Origin of the sequence: Pseudovibrio sp. Ad46 (genome assembly GCF_001623065.1) — a bacterium.
Taxonomy (GTDB): Bacteria; Pseudomonadota; Alphaproteobacteria; order Rhizobiales; family Stappiaceae; genus Pseudovibrio.
This window is the reverse complement of the sequence record NZ_LMCG01000071.1, coordinates 188,618-201,770: the sequence shown is the minus strand read 5'-3', so window position 1 is coordinate 201,770 and position 13,153 is coordinate 188,618. Positions and strand designations below refer to the sequence as shown.

18 protein-coding genes are annotated in these 13,153 nt (G+C 50.8%); all 18 read left to right on the top strand.

Translation table 11 applies throughout. The features are described from left to right. Nucleotides 1–8: 8 nt before the first annotated feature. The 18 genes from PsAD46_RS19415 to PsAD46_RS19330 all read left to right on the top strand — a co-directional run bounded on the left by PsAD46_RS19415 (nt 9) and on the right by PsAD46_RS19330 (nt 13,141). The gene (locus tag PsAD46_RS19415) at nt 9–1,322 is read left to right on the top strand and encodes a phage major capsid protein (RefSeq protein ID WP_063307644.1); all 1,314 of its coding nucleotides are present in this window, start codon (nt 9–11) and stop codon (nt 1,320–1,322) included. A 71-nt stretch (nt 1,323–1,393) separates the two neighbouring features. Further along, a complete protein-coding gene (locus PsAD46_RS19410; RefSeq protein ID WP_063290977.1) occupies nt 1,394–1,642 on the top strand; it encodes a hypothetical protein in 249 nt (82 codons plus the stop codon). 2 nt (nt 1,643–1,644) lie between these two features. Continuing rightward, nucleotides 1,645–1,923 (top strand): head-tail connector protein, encoded by a 279-nt coding sequence (locus tag PsAD46_RS19405; RefSeq protein ID WP_063307643.1) that lies wholly within the window; start codon nt 1,645–1,647, stop codon nt 1,921–1,923. Beyond that, nucleotides 1,920–2,258, top strand: a complete 339-nt coding sequence (locus PsAD46_RS19400; RefSeq protein WP_063307642.1) for a head-tail adaptor protein — start codon at nt 1,920–1,922, stop codon at nt 2,256–2,258. The genes PsAD46_RS19405 and PsAD46_RS19400 overlap by 4 nt, the downstream gene beginning before the upstream one ends. Then, nucleotides 2,251–2,694, top strand: coding sequence for an HK97-gp10 family putative phage morphogenesis protein (locus tag PsAD46_RS19395; RefSeq protein ID WP_063307641.1), 444 nt, complete (start codon nt 2,251–2,253; stop codon nt 2,692–2,694). Before PsAD46_RS19400 ends, PsAD46_RS19395 begins: the two co-directional genes overlap by 8 nt. After that, complete coding sequence (locus tag PsAD46_RS19390; protein ID WP_193776973.1) at nt 2,687–3,109, top strand: DUF3168 domain-containing protein; 423 nt, start codon at nt 2,687–2,689, stop codon at nt 3,107–3,109. The genes PsAD46_RS19395 and PsAD46_RS19390 overlap by 8 nt, the downstream gene beginning before the upstream one ends. A 15-nt stretch (nt 3,110–3,124) precedes the next feature. Beyond that, a complete protein-coding gene (locus tag PsAD46_RS19385) occupies nt 3,125–3,571 on the top strand; it encodes a phage tail tube protein (RefSeq protein ID WP_063307639.1) in 447 nt (148 codons plus the stop codon). 9 nt (nt 3,572–3,580) lie between these two features. Beyond that, entirely contained in the window at nt 3,581–3,964 is a 384-nt protein-coding gene (locus PsAD46_RS19380) for a gene transfer agent family protein (protein WP_063307638.1), read from the top strand. A gap of 29 nt (nt 3,965–3,993) precedes the next feature. Beyond that, nucleotides 3,994–4,119 carry a hypothetical protein gene (locus PsAD46_RS28755; protein WP_275496403.1) on the top strand — a complete coding sequence of 42 codons (126 nt, stop codon included), beginning with the start codon at nt 3,994–3,996 and terminating at the stop codon, nt 4,117–4,119. A gap of 3 nt (nt 4,120–4,122) precedes the next feature. Then, a complete protein-coding gene (locus tag PsAD46_RS19375) occupies nt 4,123–6,369 on the top strand; it encodes a phage tail length tape measure family protein (RefSeq protein ID WP_063307637.1) in 2,247 nt (748 codons plus the stop codon). Continuing rightward, nucleotides 6,362–7,075, top strand: a complete 714-nt coding sequence (locus tag PsAD46_RS19370) for a hypothetical protein (RefSeq protein ID WP_153039952.1) — start codon at nt 6,362–6,364, stop codon at nt 7,073–7,075. Before PsAD46_RS19375 ends, PsAD46_RS19370 begins: the two co-directional genes overlap by 8 nt. Further along, nucleotides 7,072–7,659, top strand: a complete 588-nt coding sequence (locus tag PsAD46_RS19365) for a hypothetical protein (RefSeq protein ID WP_063289114.1) — start codon at nt 7,072–7,074, stop codon at nt 7,657–7,659. Before PsAD46_RS19370 ends, PsAD46_RS19365 begins: the two co-directional genes overlap by 4 nt. Next, nucleotides 7,644–8,048, top strand: a complete 405-nt coding sequence (locus PsAD46_RS19360; protein ID WP_063289113.1) for a hypothetical protein — start codon at nt 7,644–7,646, stop codon at nt 8,046–8,048. The genes PsAD46_RS19365 and PsAD46_RS19360 overlap by 16 nt, the downstream gene beginning before the upstream one ends. After that, a complete protein-coding gene (locus tag PsAD46_RS19355; RefSeq protein ID WP_063300692.1) occupies nt 8,048–9,856 on the top strand; it encodes a fibronectin type III domain-containing protein in 1,809 nt (602 codons plus the stop codon). The genes PsAD46_RS19360 and PsAD46_RS19355 overlap by 1 nt, the downstream gene beginning before the upstream one ends. A gap of 24 nt (nt 9,857–9,880) precedes the next feature. Then, the gene (locus tag PsAD46_RS19350) at nt 9,881–11,239 is read left to right on the top strand and encodes a hypothetical protein (protein ID WP_063307636.1); all 1,359 of its coding nucleotides are present in this window, start codon (nt 9,881–9,883) and stop codon (nt 11,237–11,239) included. Nucleotides 11,240–11,315: 76 nt separating this feature from the next. Continuing rightward, nucleotides 11,316–11,948, top strand: coding sequence for a TIGR02594 family protein (locus tag PsAD46_RS19345; RefSeq protein ID WP_063307635.1), 633 nt, complete (start codon nt 11,316–11,318; stop codon nt 11,946–11,948). Between the two features lie 69 nt (nt 11,949–12,017). Continuing rightward, nucleotides 12,018–12,230, top strand: a complete 213-nt coding sequence (locus PsAD46_RS19340) for a hypothetical protein (RefSeq protein WP_063289109.1) — start codon at nt 12,018–12,020, stop codon at nt 12,228–12,230. Between the two features lie 686 nt (nt 12,231–12,916). Further along, nucleotides 12,917–13,141 carry a hypothetical protein gene (locus tag PsAD46_RS19330; protein ID WP_063289107.1) on the top strand — a complete coding sequence of 75 codons (225 nt, stop codon included), beginning with the start codon at nt 12,917–12,919 and terminating at the stop codon, nt 13,139–13,141. Nucleotides 13,142–13,153 lie beyond the last annotated feature (12 nt).

Genomic DNA, 13,153 nt, shown 5'->3' with positions numbered 1-13,153 from the left:
GAACATTCATGAGAACGAAATCACTCATGCCCGCCATTTGCTTGGCGGCACTTGCTCTTGCTCGCCCTGATGCTGTTGTCGGGTCGGTACGCAATGACAACATGACGACAGAAGACCTGCTGAAAAAAGTTAGTCAGCAGCTGGATGATGTGACTGATAACGTTAAGGGCACGGCGGAAGAGGCTCTGAAGCAAGCGAAGCGCTCTGGTGAGGTTTCTCAGGAAACCAAAGACAAGGCCGACAAGCTTTTGACTGAGCAGACGGCTTTGAGCAACTCGGTTACTGAACTGAAAAATACTCTGGAAGGCATCCAGAGTCAGACACTGGAAATCTCACAGCAAGTGGCTGAGGGGATTGGAGGCGGCGGCTCTACCCCGGTGATGACACTTGGTCAGGCATTCGTGGCAGAAGATGACCGGATCAAAGCGTTTGCCGATGGTGGTGCACGAGGCAATCTGCGAATTACCGTCTCGAATGCAATCACCACTGCTGCAGGCTCGGCTGGTGGTTTGATCTACCATGAAGAAGAACGTGATCCGATCCGTATGCCTCGGCGTCGCTTGCTTATCCGGGATCTGCTGACCAAGGGCAAAACCAGTTCTGATCTGGTAAAGTACCGCAAGCAGGTAGTTCGTGACAATAAGGCGGCGATGGTTGCCGAAGAGGGGACAATGCCAGAATCCAGCTTTGGTTGGGAGAAGGCCACCTCTGAAGTCAAAAAGATTGCCCACGTTACCAATATCACAGAAGAAGCTCTGGCAGATTCCGACTTCCTGCAAACGGAGATCGACTCCGAGCTTCGTTATGGTCTGGATCTGGAAGAAGAAAAGCAGATCCTTGCTGGTGATGGGCAGGGTGAAAACCTGAAGGGGCTTTTGACTGAGGCTGTGGCATTTGCTGCTGCTGCTGGCCTACCCAATGCCACGCGGATTGATCGTCTGCGTCTTGCTATTTTGCAGGTCGCATTGGCGGATTACGTTTCAACATCCTTTGTGATGAACCCGACTGATTGGGCGGCAATTGACCTCCTGAAAGATAGTCAGGACCGATACATCTTCGGTAACCCAGGTTCAATGAGCACTCCAATGCTCTGGGGTAAGGATGTGGTGGAATCCAACACCATGTCTGCGGGCGAGTGGTTGACTGGCGATCTGGCGATGGCGGGAACTTACTATGACCGTCAGGAAACCGAAGTGCTCATTTCTTCCGAGCACGACACCAACTTCATTGAAGACATGCTGACCATGAAGGGTCGTAAACGGGTTGCTCTGGCAATCAAACGTGCTGCGGCGATGGTGAAGGGCAACTTTGTCTTCGGGTAATCTGGAATAACCGAGGCCACCAACTGGCTCTGCGATCTTCTGATTGCAGAGCCTTTTTCAGGAGAATGAGCATGTACCTCAAAGTGAACTCAACACGCCATACGGTGCTTGGTACCTTCCGGTTTGGCTGTGTCTACAAGGTCAATGAAAAAGACGCCAAAACCCGAAAAGTCATCAAGCCATTGATGGAAGGTGATGATGCGCCTTTGAAGCGACTGACTGCCAAGCAAGTGCAGGCGGAAAGTATCAAGTATCTCGATCTGACTGGACCTGCGAATGAAGACGCAGGGGAGGAAGAATCCGAAGAGGATGGAGACTAACTTTGCCTTTGATCGAGCTGGAAGAGGCGAAGCGTCATCTGGCCATCTCACATGGTCATGATGACGATCTCCTCCTGACGTTTATTCGCACGGCTGAGGTGTTTGCTGCGCAACATCTGCGGCGGGATCTCAAAGTCGATTTTCCCGATGGACTTCCTGAGCCGATCAAGACGTGTTTGAGCATGCATGTGTTTGCGCTCTACACCAGCCGGGGTGGTGATGCTCCTCCACCTCCTGCTTATGAAGTCATGATGACCCCCTATAGGAACCTTGCCGGATGACCAGTAAATCAATGCGGGAGGTCGTCTCGTTCGATGCTTTGGTGTCGAAGTCTGATGGTTATGGCAACCACGTCTCTGATTACGAGCCGCGCTTTGAAGAGCGTGCGCACTTCAAGTTTCTACGCGGCGGTGAGCGTGTGATCGGTGCCCGCCTCGAAGGTATTCAGCCGACTGTGGTTACTATCTGGCGCTCTCCAGATACTGAGGCGATCCAAACCAGTTGGCGTATGAAAGATCTTCTCTCAGGTACCATCTACGCAATTCGCAGCAAGATCCCGACAGATGACCAACTCTATTTTGAGCTGACCTGTGAGAGCGGTGATATCGATGGTTAAAGGCGAGCAGGAGTTTCGGCGGTTCATGCGCAAGATCTTGCCTGATGCCGTCAAAAACGCAGCTCGGCAAGCCATGGAGGAAGCCGCAGAACGTATCGCCCAGCATATGCGTCAAATGGTTCCCAAAGATGAGGGGGCACTGCTGGCGAGTATCGGTTGGACGTGGGGTAAACCTCCAGAAGGAGCCATGGCGATTGGCGAAGTGAGGTCATCCGAACGCGGTCTTCGCGTCGTGATTTACGCGGGTAACAACACCACGATGGTCACCAATAAGCGTGGCATAAAATTCCAAAATGCTTTGATCCAAGAGTTTGGGACCAAAGGTCGTAAAGCCAATCCTTTCTTCTATCCCGTTTACCGCTCGCAGCGTCGGGCGGCGAAGTCACTGATTACCCGTCGCATCAACAAGGCAATCAAGGTTCTGAATGATGGCTAATCCAGATCTGGAGCTTCAGCAGGCGGTGATTGCTGCTTTAGAGGGAGACGCTGCGCTCATGGAGGTGGTGCATGGTGTTTATGACAGCACCAAAGCTTCCTCTGATGGAGCGCCTTGGGGAGAGCAGCAAGGTTATGTGAGCCTTGGTCCTGAAGATGAGCTTGAGGATCATCACGACTGTTTCACCATCGAAGAAATCACACTTCAAATTGACTGCTGGTCAAAGAAACCCGGCAGAGTGCACACAAAGCAGATTTTGCGAGCGGTGCGTAATGTACTCAGCGGTGCTGAGCTTCCTCTTCCTTCCTTTGGTAACGTGCTTACAGAGCTAGAGCTTCAGCGGATTGTTCCAGATCCTGAAGAGGGCGTAACGCACGGAATTTTGCAGTTCACATTCGAAATCCAAGTTCACTAACGAAAGGGGTTTGTCATGACTAAGCCGACAACAGAGCGTTTTGAGGAAATGGTCCTTGAAATCGATTTTGCAGAAGATGGCAATTACGCCAGGGTTTGTGGCCTTAAAGGAGTTACGATCCAGCGGCAGGCGAATGTTGATGAGACCGAGGTCGTGGATTGTGATGACGAAAGCAAGCCCAATGAGATCTTGAGTGATGTACGTTCTGTGAAGGTTTCGGTTTCGGCAGAAGGAACCTGGGCACAAGAGTCTCATGGCAAGATGTTGAATTGGTTTTATTCTGCAAAGCATCTGCCTGTGCGTCTAGGTAACCTGAAGGCTGCTTCTGGTGATCCTGAATGGGAGAAAGCTCCGGCGATCTTGTCGCAGCTCGATCAGGCGCGTCCTGATGGCAAAGGTCGTGTGACGCAAACCGTTGCGATCAACATGGTTGGTACTCCTGAAATCGAAAACAAAGCTTGAGGCTAATCCATGGAAGCCAAAAGCATTGAATGGATTGGTGGTCAGCACGAGTTTGTGCTGAACATCGGTCAGCTTCGTGCGTTGCAGAAAAACTGCAATGCTGGCCCTGAAGTCATCCTCCTGCGCATCACGACTGGGACTTGGTTTATTGATGATCTGATTGAGACCATTCGCCAAGGCTTGATCGGTGCGGGAATGCCAAACAAAGAGGCGGGACCAATGGTTTTTCACCTGTTTGAGTTGCACGGGGTGTTGGAGTTCAAACCTGTTGCGATTGAGATTCTGACCAATGCACTCGTGGGCGAGGATGATGATCCCGTGGGGGAGCAGGCGGGGGTGAAGCTAGAGGAGAACTCTGGCAGTTCTCCAAGTTCTACAAACGAGGGGCCGTAATAGGCTTCACTCCACGAGAAATCGATCAGATGAGCCTGTGGGAATATGTGGCCTGTGTTGAGGGTTACAGTGAGGCCCACGGCGGCAAATCTGGGAGCCCCAGCGATGAATTTTCAGATGAAGATCTGCGGGAACTGGGCATTGAAGGGTTTTGATTGATGGCAAAGAATTCTGGCCTCACTGTCCCTCTTGAAGTCACATATAAGAAGTTTCACGATCAGCTGTCTCGTTCCGAGGCTGCTGCAGTGAAGTCGGCCAATCGGATGGCTGCGGAGAATAAAAAGCTTCAGAAGCAACTGGAGCAAACGCAACAGAAATTTGCGAAACTTCAGGCATCTGCTGGCGGGATGAACGATAACTTTGGCAAGATCGGGAAAGCCTCTCAAGGTGCTGGTAAGGAGATGCAGGGCTTCCTTAACGTCTCCAAAGGTAGCCGCTTCGCAATCCAGAACACGTCAAATCAGGTTGCTGATATGGCGGTGCAGTTCGAGATGGGTACTGACCCTATGCGGGTTATGGGGCAACAGATTCCGCAGCTGATTGCTGGTTTTGGAGCTTTGACTGGCACTGTTGGTTTATTAATGCCTGTTCTGGGTGTGATTGCTGGGATTGGTTTCCCTCTTGCTGGCATACTGCTGAGCATGGGCGACAATGCAGAAAACGCCAGCAAGAAAGTTGATGCCTTCACTAAGGCGTTCAATGAAGCAGAAAGCGCGATCTCGCGAGCGAAGAGTACCATTTCTGATTATTCCAAGAATGGATTGGAGAACCTGCGAGACACTTACGGTGAGGTCACAAGCGCTGTGCTTAATCTGGTCGGGGCATTGGCTCAGCTGGATGCGCAAACCGCTCAATCTAAGACCAACACGGCTTTAGATACTTTCTTTGAGGACTTCTTGGGCGGAGATGCAGCTTTTGCAGAGCTGGATCTTCAGCTTAAGAAGTATCAGGCTATTCAGCATCGCATTGAGCAGCTGAGCAACCCACTCAGTCAGTCCCGGTCGATTGACGCTATCGGGCTTGAAGGTGTCGAGAACACATTGAAAGAGCTCAACGCAGAGCTGGAACAATCTTCTGATCTCGTCAAGGTCTGGGCTGCTGAGATGGCTACGCTTGATGGGGCAAGGGCAAGCGGCAACATGGAACAGGTTGCTGAATCGCTTGCGAAGATGCGTGCGATATTAACGGGGCTTCCTGATGATAAGATCGCAAAAGTTGGCTTGGAGCTAGCGAAGGTTGAAAGCCTTGCTCGCCAATCAGCGAACACAACCAAGCGCCTCAAAGCCGCTGCTGACAGCGTGCAACTTAAAGACCTCGCGACAGATGCAACCACAATGGCCAATGAGATCAGCCGTGCAGCGGATGCGATGGAGACCATGAAGCTCAATGGTTTGACTTCGCTAGAAGACGCTCAGGTGCGCTTAAAATACAAAGATGATCCGGTGTCTCGGGCTGGCGCTTTGGCCGCTCTGGAATTTGATCGCACTGTCAATCCGCTTGCACAGCAGGTCGGGCCAACAGGTGGAACTCAGCTTGCCAAAGAGCGCGAAGAGTACATCCGCATGGCTCGCGAACAGGCTCGGCTTCAGGAGGCTTTACGGCCAGCAGCCAACAAGGGGCCGGATGTTCTTGGGATGGGTGATCAGGAAGTCACAGTGCTTGAGCGCCGGATTGAGATGCTTGGTCGTACGCGTGAGGAAGTCGCAGCGCTCACCACAAAATACAAACTGCTTGATATGGCAAAGCAGCAAGGTTTGGATCTCGATGAGCGTTCTGTGAAAACCGGATTGACGCTTCGCGAAGAGATCGAGGCACGGTCAAAATCAGTCTCCCAGTTAACAGGCAAGATTGAAGAGCAGACACGGCATAGCCGCATGATGGCAAGCGTCAATCAATCCATCACCAACTCACTAACAGATGTCATCTTTGAAGGTGAGCGGTTTGTTGATGTGCTTGGGAATATGGGCAAGGGGATTGCCAAGATGCTGCTGCAGTCTTCTGTGTCCAGCATGACCAGCTCAGTTGGCGGTGGCGGCAACATTGGTGGGATCATTTCAACCTTGCTCTCCAGCTTTGGTGGTTTTTTTGCGGAAGGGGGCAACCTGGGGGCTGGTAAATGGGGGATTGCGGGTGAGGGCGGTGTTCCTGAGCTGATCGAAGGTCCGGCAACAATCACTCCGTTCCACAAGCTCCCTCAATCTAGCGGTGGGGGCGGTGAGATGGTTTCTCGCGTGATCCTTGAAGTTACCCCTGATCTGGAAGCTCGGATTGAGAGTGTGTCCGGAAACGTGGTCAAGGAAGCGGCACCTATGATCATTGAAGCGGCGACCCAAAATAGCCGTGAATATACTGTCGGTGACTTCAGTATGTATGAGCAGGAACGGGGAGGTGGCTTCCGTGACTAATGTGATCCATTGGCCCCATTCTCTGCTTCCCAGCCAAGGAAAGACAACCTTCAGAAAACGACCAACTACCAACACTGGTGGGATGACACTTGGTGGGCGTGAGTTGGTTACACGGACGGACTTGGGTTTCTGGAGAGCTGTCATCCCCAATATCGTGTTGCGCAGGCGTGATCTGCGCCAAGAAGAAGCTTGGAACGGGATTGAGGTCGCCTTGCAAGGGCAAGTGGGACTTGTGATCGTTTCTGTTTCTCATGTGACTTCACGGGTACAAAAACTTGCAAAGCAGGCGCGGTCCTATGTGCCTCATGCCGATGGAACGGAGTTCAGCGATGGAACTTCCTATGAGAGTGAACCTGCTTTTGTGCAGTTGGAAGAAGAGGCATATTTAGGGGCAACAGTGCTTAAGCTTCGCGGACTGCAAAGTGGGTTGAGGCTGTCCGGGATCTATTTCAGTTATTTGCATGCGCTCTATAACACTGGGCCGATTATTGAGGCTGAAGGTAATGTGGTGCGGGTACCTATTTTCCCGGCTGTACGAGCAAAGATCCCGGCGGGTGCACTGCTGAATGTGGCAGAGCCGAGCTGCCTCATGAAGCTTGCCAGTGACAGTGAGTTGGATCTGAACTTCGGTAGCTCAAGCTTCACCAGAAAGAGCGTGCACTTTGTCGAGGCTATTGATTATTGGGACGAGGCGTCTGCTCCATGACCTTTCGAAGCATCATGATCCTTGTGGCGATGCATTTTCCAACTGGAACAGCTCGCTTCTGGTTTGGCTCTCATCCTTACGTTGATAGGGATGGAAATCACTGGCGACCTGCCGGGGTGCTTCCGGCCTCTGCCTTAACAACGATCCAATATGCGTTTTCTGGTGAGGCGACCACGATGGACATGGGGCTGTCCGGTGTCGATCAGCAAATTGCCGATCTGGCCTATGAGGAGACGCAGGAGAGTGATGTCATCGGCTCAAAGGTGCAAATCCTGCTCCAGAGTTGTGATCAATATTTCCAGCCTTTGCCTCCAGGAGCAATCGTCAAGTTCACGGGCGAGGTGATCGACCTGAAGTTCCGCAAGCGGGCGGTGAATGATCGAGACAAGCCTCAAATTCTGCATAATGTGACCTTGGTCGTGGGCAATGCTTTTCATGCTCGTAAATCACGGCGCAACGCAGTGCTATCGGATTCTGATCAACGAGCTTATTCGCTCAAGGTCAATCCAGATCTACCGCCTGATTTGTCGTGTGAGCGCATTACTTTGATGAGTGAGCAGACAATCCCATGGCCGCGATCATAAGTCTTTTGGAGGCTTGGCTGGCAGATCGACAAAGCTTGTCTTTTGATCCGGGCACGGCTGACTGTTGCCTCGTTCTTGCTGATTGGGTGAGTGCCAATGGATACCCTGATGGGGCCGTTCATTTGCGTGGCACTTACTCAACAGAAAAGCAGATGAAACAGCTGATTATTGAAGCTGGCGGTGCTTTAGAGCTGGTTGGCAGGTGTGCAGATATTGCGGGCCTGAATGAGGTCCAAACCAGAAAGACTGGCGATATTGGCGTGATCGGCAGCCTTCATTCCCCTCTCAGGCAGTGGGGTGCGATCTGGGATGGTGAGCACTGGCAAGTTCACTGGAACTCGGGCTTTGAAGCTATTCACGCGCCTGCTCTTAAAATCTGGAGTGTCTGATGCCTGCTACTGCTGCATTTGCTGTTGCGTTTGTTCTGTCAAATGGCGCGGCCTTCGTTGGGGCCTCTGTTGCAACGCAAGCGATCCTTGCGGGGGCTGCGGTGTCCTCAATTGGTGTTGGGATTATTGGAGTTGGCCTTTCCGCTGGTATTGGGCTGGGTGTGAATGCCCTGCTTGGCAGTCAGCAGAGAAAAGACAATGCTGCACCTATTCCAAGTGCAGCTGATGGCAAGGTGGTGCAAAAGCAAAATGTGCCATCGCGGTCCTATCAATATGGCACTGTGCGTATTGCAGGCGACATGACGTTTTTGGAAGAGCGCAGCGGTACGGCTTATATGGTGATTGCCTATGCGTCCCATGAGATTGATGGCTTTGTCGCGCACTTCCTGAGTGATGATCCTGTAGAGATTGATGCAGATGGCAATGTCACCAAGTCGCTGAGTAATGATGAGGATGCATCCAAGTATTATCGTCTTGGTGGTGATGCCAAGGTGATGCTTATTGAGCGCGTTGGGACGCAGGTCGGTGTTCCTTATTCGCAGCTAGTGGACAAGTTCGATGATATCTGGAGTGAGGATCATCGCGGCGACAATATCGCCAGTGTTTTGATGATGTGTAAGAGCGTGAGTGCCCGGCGTCATCGAACGGTTTACCCGCATGGCTACCCAACACTATCCTCTACCATTCGCGGAAAGAAGATTTTCGATCCCAGAGATGGGCAGGTCAGATTTAGCGAAAACCTTGCTCTCATACGGCTTGACTATCTTCTTGCCCCTTATGGAAATGCTTTGAAGATCTCGCAGATCAATCTTGATAGTTGGGCTTATGCTGCGGACGTTTGCGATCAGCAGGTTGAGAACATCAAAGGTGATATGGAGCCGCGTTATCATGGCGGATTCCGTGGCCGCGAAAACAACGATCCAACTCAGGTTGGCCGGATGCTTGATGAGGCAGGCGAGCTGCTTCTATATACCGATGCAGATGGAAAGGTTGCCGTTCATGCTGGGGAATGGGTCGAGCCTGATATTCACCTGAAAACAGATGATATCGTTGATATTGAGTTCTTGCCAAACCGCAATGCAGCCTCCAGCGTCAAGGCGGTGCGTGGTCTCTGGGTCAATCCTGAGCTTCACTATGTTGAAGATGATGCAGTCATTGAAGGCGATCCATATGTTCAGGAAGACGATCCCAGGTCGCGTACTGTCGATAATGACTGCGTGCAGCGCCATAATCACATGCGGCGCTTGCAAGCGCTCAAAGCTATCCGAGTGAATGCACCTCGTGTGCGTGTGAAATGCGACTACTTCGCATCCCAAGAGGTGCCTTTAAGAAGGTTCATCAAGATCAGTGATCCACCACATCTTATCGATGCTTATCTTGAGTTAGACGGTACTCCCACTCTGGATCTGGATACGTTCCAGCATGTGTTCGAGGCGATGGTTATTCCGCGAGACCCGTTTGCCTATGAGCCTGAAGATGAGGGCGAAAAAGGTGATCCTCCCAAGCGTATTGCATCTGAGGCAATCCCGAGTGTTGATAGCTTCTCAATTCAAATGCAGCAGCAGGGGCAAAGTACTATCGCGGAAGCAAGTTTTACACGGCTCTCCGAGGCGCTCACCTATGAGCTGGAATATGTGAAAACCAGCGGTGGTGCTGCCAAGTATGCGCAGGCCAATGATGGCGAAGAGACCATTGAAACCGACAGCCTCACATCGGGTGTTGAATATCGCTTCCGCATGCGCACACGCTCTGTTTTTGGGCAAAATAGCGATTGGTCTAGCTCAACTGTTCTTATAGCTGCGGTTTAATTTCCTCTCAAAATGGAGTTGGCAATGAACTTCCTTACCAAGGAATTCGTCTGGCGTGCGCGTGAGACTCTCGGACTTGAAAGCACAGATCCGCACAAGCCCAAAAAAGAAGAAATCATTGCTTACCTGGGGCAAATGGAAATCGCCGCAGCGCTTGGTGCGGTGATTGTAAAAACCAAAGCTGAGTTGGATACGGTCACTAATAAGCCGGATTACACCCCGGCTATTGTGGGTGGAGATCCAAACCAAGCTTTGAGTGGTTACTACCAGTGGCTCGGTAACACTTGGAACTATGTGCGCGACCTAGCCGACAGTATCACGAGACTGGTCAATATCGGGGGGACCGGTAACGCGATTACCGCTGAGCTTCGTTTGGGCGTCAGTTTGTCAGCGGTTGAGTTGGCGTTCTTTGTGCCTGCACACAATAATACTGGCGCTGTAACAATCACGGTTGAGGGCGTCGAAAAGTCAGTTCGCAACGGCCTTGGTAATGAGCTGAGCGAAGATGATCTGCAAGCTGGTTACCCAGCAATGGTCGCGGTGTTTCCGGGGCAGGATGGATACGTGCTTCTCAACCCGGCTAATGTCGAGGCGGTGGTGCTGGCAGCAAAGCAAGCTGCAATAGCTGCTCGTAATCAGGCTCAAACAGCAAAGCAAGCTGCTGAGGAGGCATTGAGCAACCTTGAGGCCGCAGTCGAGCAGGCTTCCGAGTTAGCGTTCCAGCGGTTCAACAAGCTCTATCTTGGTTCGTTCAATGTGAATCCATCTACCGACAATCAAGGTGGTCCACTCAAAGACGGTATGCTTTGCTTTCACTCTGTCGAGAAGAAGATGAAGGTCTATTCAGAGGATGACAGTGATTGGATCTTGGCGACACCAGACACAAGCGATTTTCTCAATAAGGCAAACAACCTTGGTGATGTTTCGAGTAAATCAGCAGCTCGATCCAATTTGGGGTTAGGAGCGCTTGCAACCTCATCAAAAGTTGGCATGAATGACTTGACTGATAGCTCAGTGAGCACTGGCAAGCTAAAGAGCAAGGCTGTCACAGATCCCAAACTAAACTCTGCGAAATTGAATACGCTTGTAAGCAAGCCTCAGGTCGTGGCGCTGTACTCCAATATCGAGGACGATGCGTCCTTTAATCTTACTCGCTCTGGAGCAACCTACACCTTCGGAACACCTCAGCCAGATACAAGTTATGTCGTTCAGGTGGTCGGTCAAAGAACCACCCAAGGTAACTTGAGTTACATCAACATTGTTGGGATGAACGTCAAATCCAAGGCGAGTTTTTCGCTCAACGGTTTGAGGCTGAACAGCGCGGGAAGCATAAGCGGTCTGTCTGGTGGGTTTGATGTGATTGTTTATCGCGTCGCCAACTAATCAAAAAATCTCTTTCTGAAACAGCGCGACATGCGCAGCTACGGCTCCCATAGGGAGCCTTTTTTGTGAGGTGATCATGGGACGGATACCAGACTTTGAATCTCAAGAAATGCTGCAGGATCTCGGGTTCAATCCCGGCAAACCAGATGGAGATTGGGGCAGGCTATCTGAAGCTGCTTATCAGGCTTGGCTCAGCTCCAAAATCAAGGCGATCAAAAGCAGTGAGCCACCATGGCTGGTTGAGGCGCGTCGGCTGCTGGGAACCAAGGAAATCTCGGGACCAAAGCACAATCCAATGATTATGGGCTGGGCGAGTAAACTAGGCATCTCCTACCAGAGCGATGAAACCCCATGGTGTGGTCTGTTTGTTGCTCATTGCATGAGTCTTGTTTCTGATCGCCCGCCCGCCAATCCTCTAGGCTCTCGCCAATGGGCGAAATACGGCAGGCGGTTAGATAAGCCGATACTAGGCTCTATTCTCGTGTTCTGGCGTGGAAGTCCTCGCGGCTGGAAAGGGCATGTCGGTTTCTATGTTTCCGAGAGTGCAGGGCACTATCACGTGCTGGGTGGGAACCAGTCCAACGCAGTCACGATCACGAAAGTCTCAAAGCGGCGGCTCTTGGATATCCGGTGGCCGGAAAGCTATCCCGTGCAGGGAGAACAGGCGTTTGTGCAGCGTGAGGGCGCTGTCTCGACTAACGAAGCTTAAGGCGTTCTAGTTTGGAGTTGTGACCACAGTTTACTCACCAGAAGATCCATATCCTTGAATGAGGCTAAGATGCAGAAATCAGAGACAGGCACAGCACTGACCTTTCTAGCAGCTTGGATAGCCCAAAACTGGGCCAACTTCCTAGAGCCGTTCTTTCAGGCACTGCTCATTATCCTGACTGTGGTTGCTGCGTTCTTCATGGTGTGGAACCGAGTTTTGGACAACCGCATGAAACGAAAGCAACTGCAAGACTATGAACGCGATAAGTCGTGTGCTGATTGACCGAGCGGTACTGATCGTCCTTACTGGAGATCCGAGAGTTCTAAAAAAGAGATGAGACAATTCCATTTGGTTGGCGCTGTGATATGCGGCTGGAGGATTGACAAAAAAGATTAAAATCGCATGTTTGCTTAAAGAGCCAGAGGTGAATTGGATCGTGTCTCAGTAATCGTCCGGCGATCTACTTAGCTCATAGATGATTACGTGCGGATCTTCCAAATATGTATGGGTTCTCTGCATATACTGGTCCATCACTTCTAGTGTTTCTGATGCGATTTCTCTGCCAAATACGCACTCTTGAGGGCTATCATCAGCATGAAACATCAAGTCTGCTTGATGTAATTCAACCAGATAAATGATTGCAGTCGCCGCACAAGTTGGTCTGGTGAAGTTATACATAATTGACCTCAAAGGTGATGACGTTTGATCGGACAATGTTGGTCTGAACCAATTATCGCAAGCTGCTCTTTTTCGCTAAATAATAGCTAAGGGCAATTAATCTCATAGGTTGTGATGTATTGAATAACTCGCATGACGTGATTTGAGGAAACGGATTAGTGTCTATCAAAATAGAGAGCAAATGAATCCGCCCTATCTCGCCTCTTATTCTCACCAGTAACTTAATGACCGCGATCAGTTCCTAATGCATACGTGTGAAATTTTTTACACGTTATTTATAGGAGTTTTTCATGTTTGTTGCAGTTTATAGAACGTCTATTCTGGGACTTGGGGCAAATGAAGAAGAGGCAATCAATCATGCCTTGGTCATTCTGAGAGAACTGTCTTATGAGGAGAGTGTGCATGTTTGCAATAATTTGGAGGTCAAGCCGATAACAGAGCAAGCATGTGATCAAATCATCTACAAAGAAAGTCGTGCATTGAATTTAAGAAATGGCGCAATTGTAGTTATTTAAATAAAGCGCTAT

What these genes read in the sequence shown, in the direction of transcription:
- PsAD46_RS19415 (WP_063307644.1), top strand. Translation starts at nt 9, where the DNA reads ATGAGAACGAAATCACTCATGCCCGCCATTTGCTTGGCGGCACTTGCT.
- PsAD46_RS19410 (WP_063290977.1), top strand. Translation starts at nt 1,394, where the DNA reads ATGTACCTCAAAGTGAACTCAACACGCCATACGGTGCTTGGTACCTTC.
- PsAD46_RS19400 (WP_063307642.1), top strand. Translation starts at nt 1,920, where the DNA reads ATGACCAGTAAATCAATGCGGGAGGTCGTCTCGTTCGATGCTTTGGTG.
- PsAD46_RS19395 (WP_063307641.1), top strand. Translation starts at nt 2,251, where the DNA reads ATGGTTAAAGGCGAGCAGGAGTTTCGGCGGTTCATGCGCAAGATCTTG.
- PsAD46_RS19390 (WP_193776973.1), top strand. Translation starts at nt 2,687, where the DNA reads ATGGCTAATCCAGATCTGGAGCTTCAGCAGGCGGTGATTGCTGCTTTA.
- PsAD46_RS19385 (WP_063307639.1), top strand. Translation starts at nt 3,125, where the DNA reads ATGACTAAGCCGACAACAGAGCGTTTTGAGGAAATGGTCCTTGAAATC.
- PsAD46_RS19380 (WP_063307638.1), top strand. Translation starts at nt 3,581, where the DNA reads ATGGAAGCCAAAAGCATTGAATGGATTGGTGGTCAGCACGAGTTTGTG.
- PsAD46_RS28755 (WP_275496403.1), top strand. Translation starts at nt 3,994, where the DNA reads ATGAGCCTGTGGGAATATGTGGCCTGTGTTGAGGGTTACAGTGAGGCC.
- PsAD46_RS19375 (WP_063307637.1), top strand. Translation starts at nt 4,123, where the DNA reads ATGGCAAAGAATTCTGGCCTCACTGTCCCTCTTGAAGTCACATATAAG.
- PsAD46_RS19365 (WP_063289114.1), top strand. Translation starts at nt 7,072, where the DNA reads ATGACCTTTCGAAGCATCATGATCCTTGTGGCGATGCATTTTCCAACT.
- PsAD46_RS19360 (WP_063289113.1), top strand. Translation starts at nt 7,644, where the DNA reads ATGGCCGCGATCATAAGTCTTTTGGAGGCTTGGCTGGCAGATCGACAA.
- PsAD46_RS19355 (WP_063300692.1), top strand. Translation starts at nt 8,048, where the DNA reads ATGCCTGCTACTGCTGCATTTGCTGTTGCGTTTGTTCTGTCAAATGGC.
- PsAD46_RS19350 (WP_063307636.1), top strand. Translation starts at nt 9,881, where the DNA reads ATGAACTTCCTTACCAAGGAATTCGTCTGGCGTGCGCGTGAGACTCTC.
- PsAD46_RS19345 (WP_063307635.1), top strand. Translation starts at nt 11,316, where the DNA reads ATGGGACGGATACCAGACTTTGAATCTCAAGAAATGCTGCAGGATCTC.
- PsAD46_RS19340 (WP_063289109.1), top strand. Translation starts at nt 12,018, where the DNA reads ATGCAGAAATCAGAGACAGGCACAGCACTGACCTTTCTAGCAGCTTGG.
- PsAD46_RS19330 (WP_063289107.1), top strand. Translation starts at nt 12,917, where the DNA reads ATGTTTGTTGCAGTTTATAGAACGTCTATTCTGGGACTTGGGGCAAAT.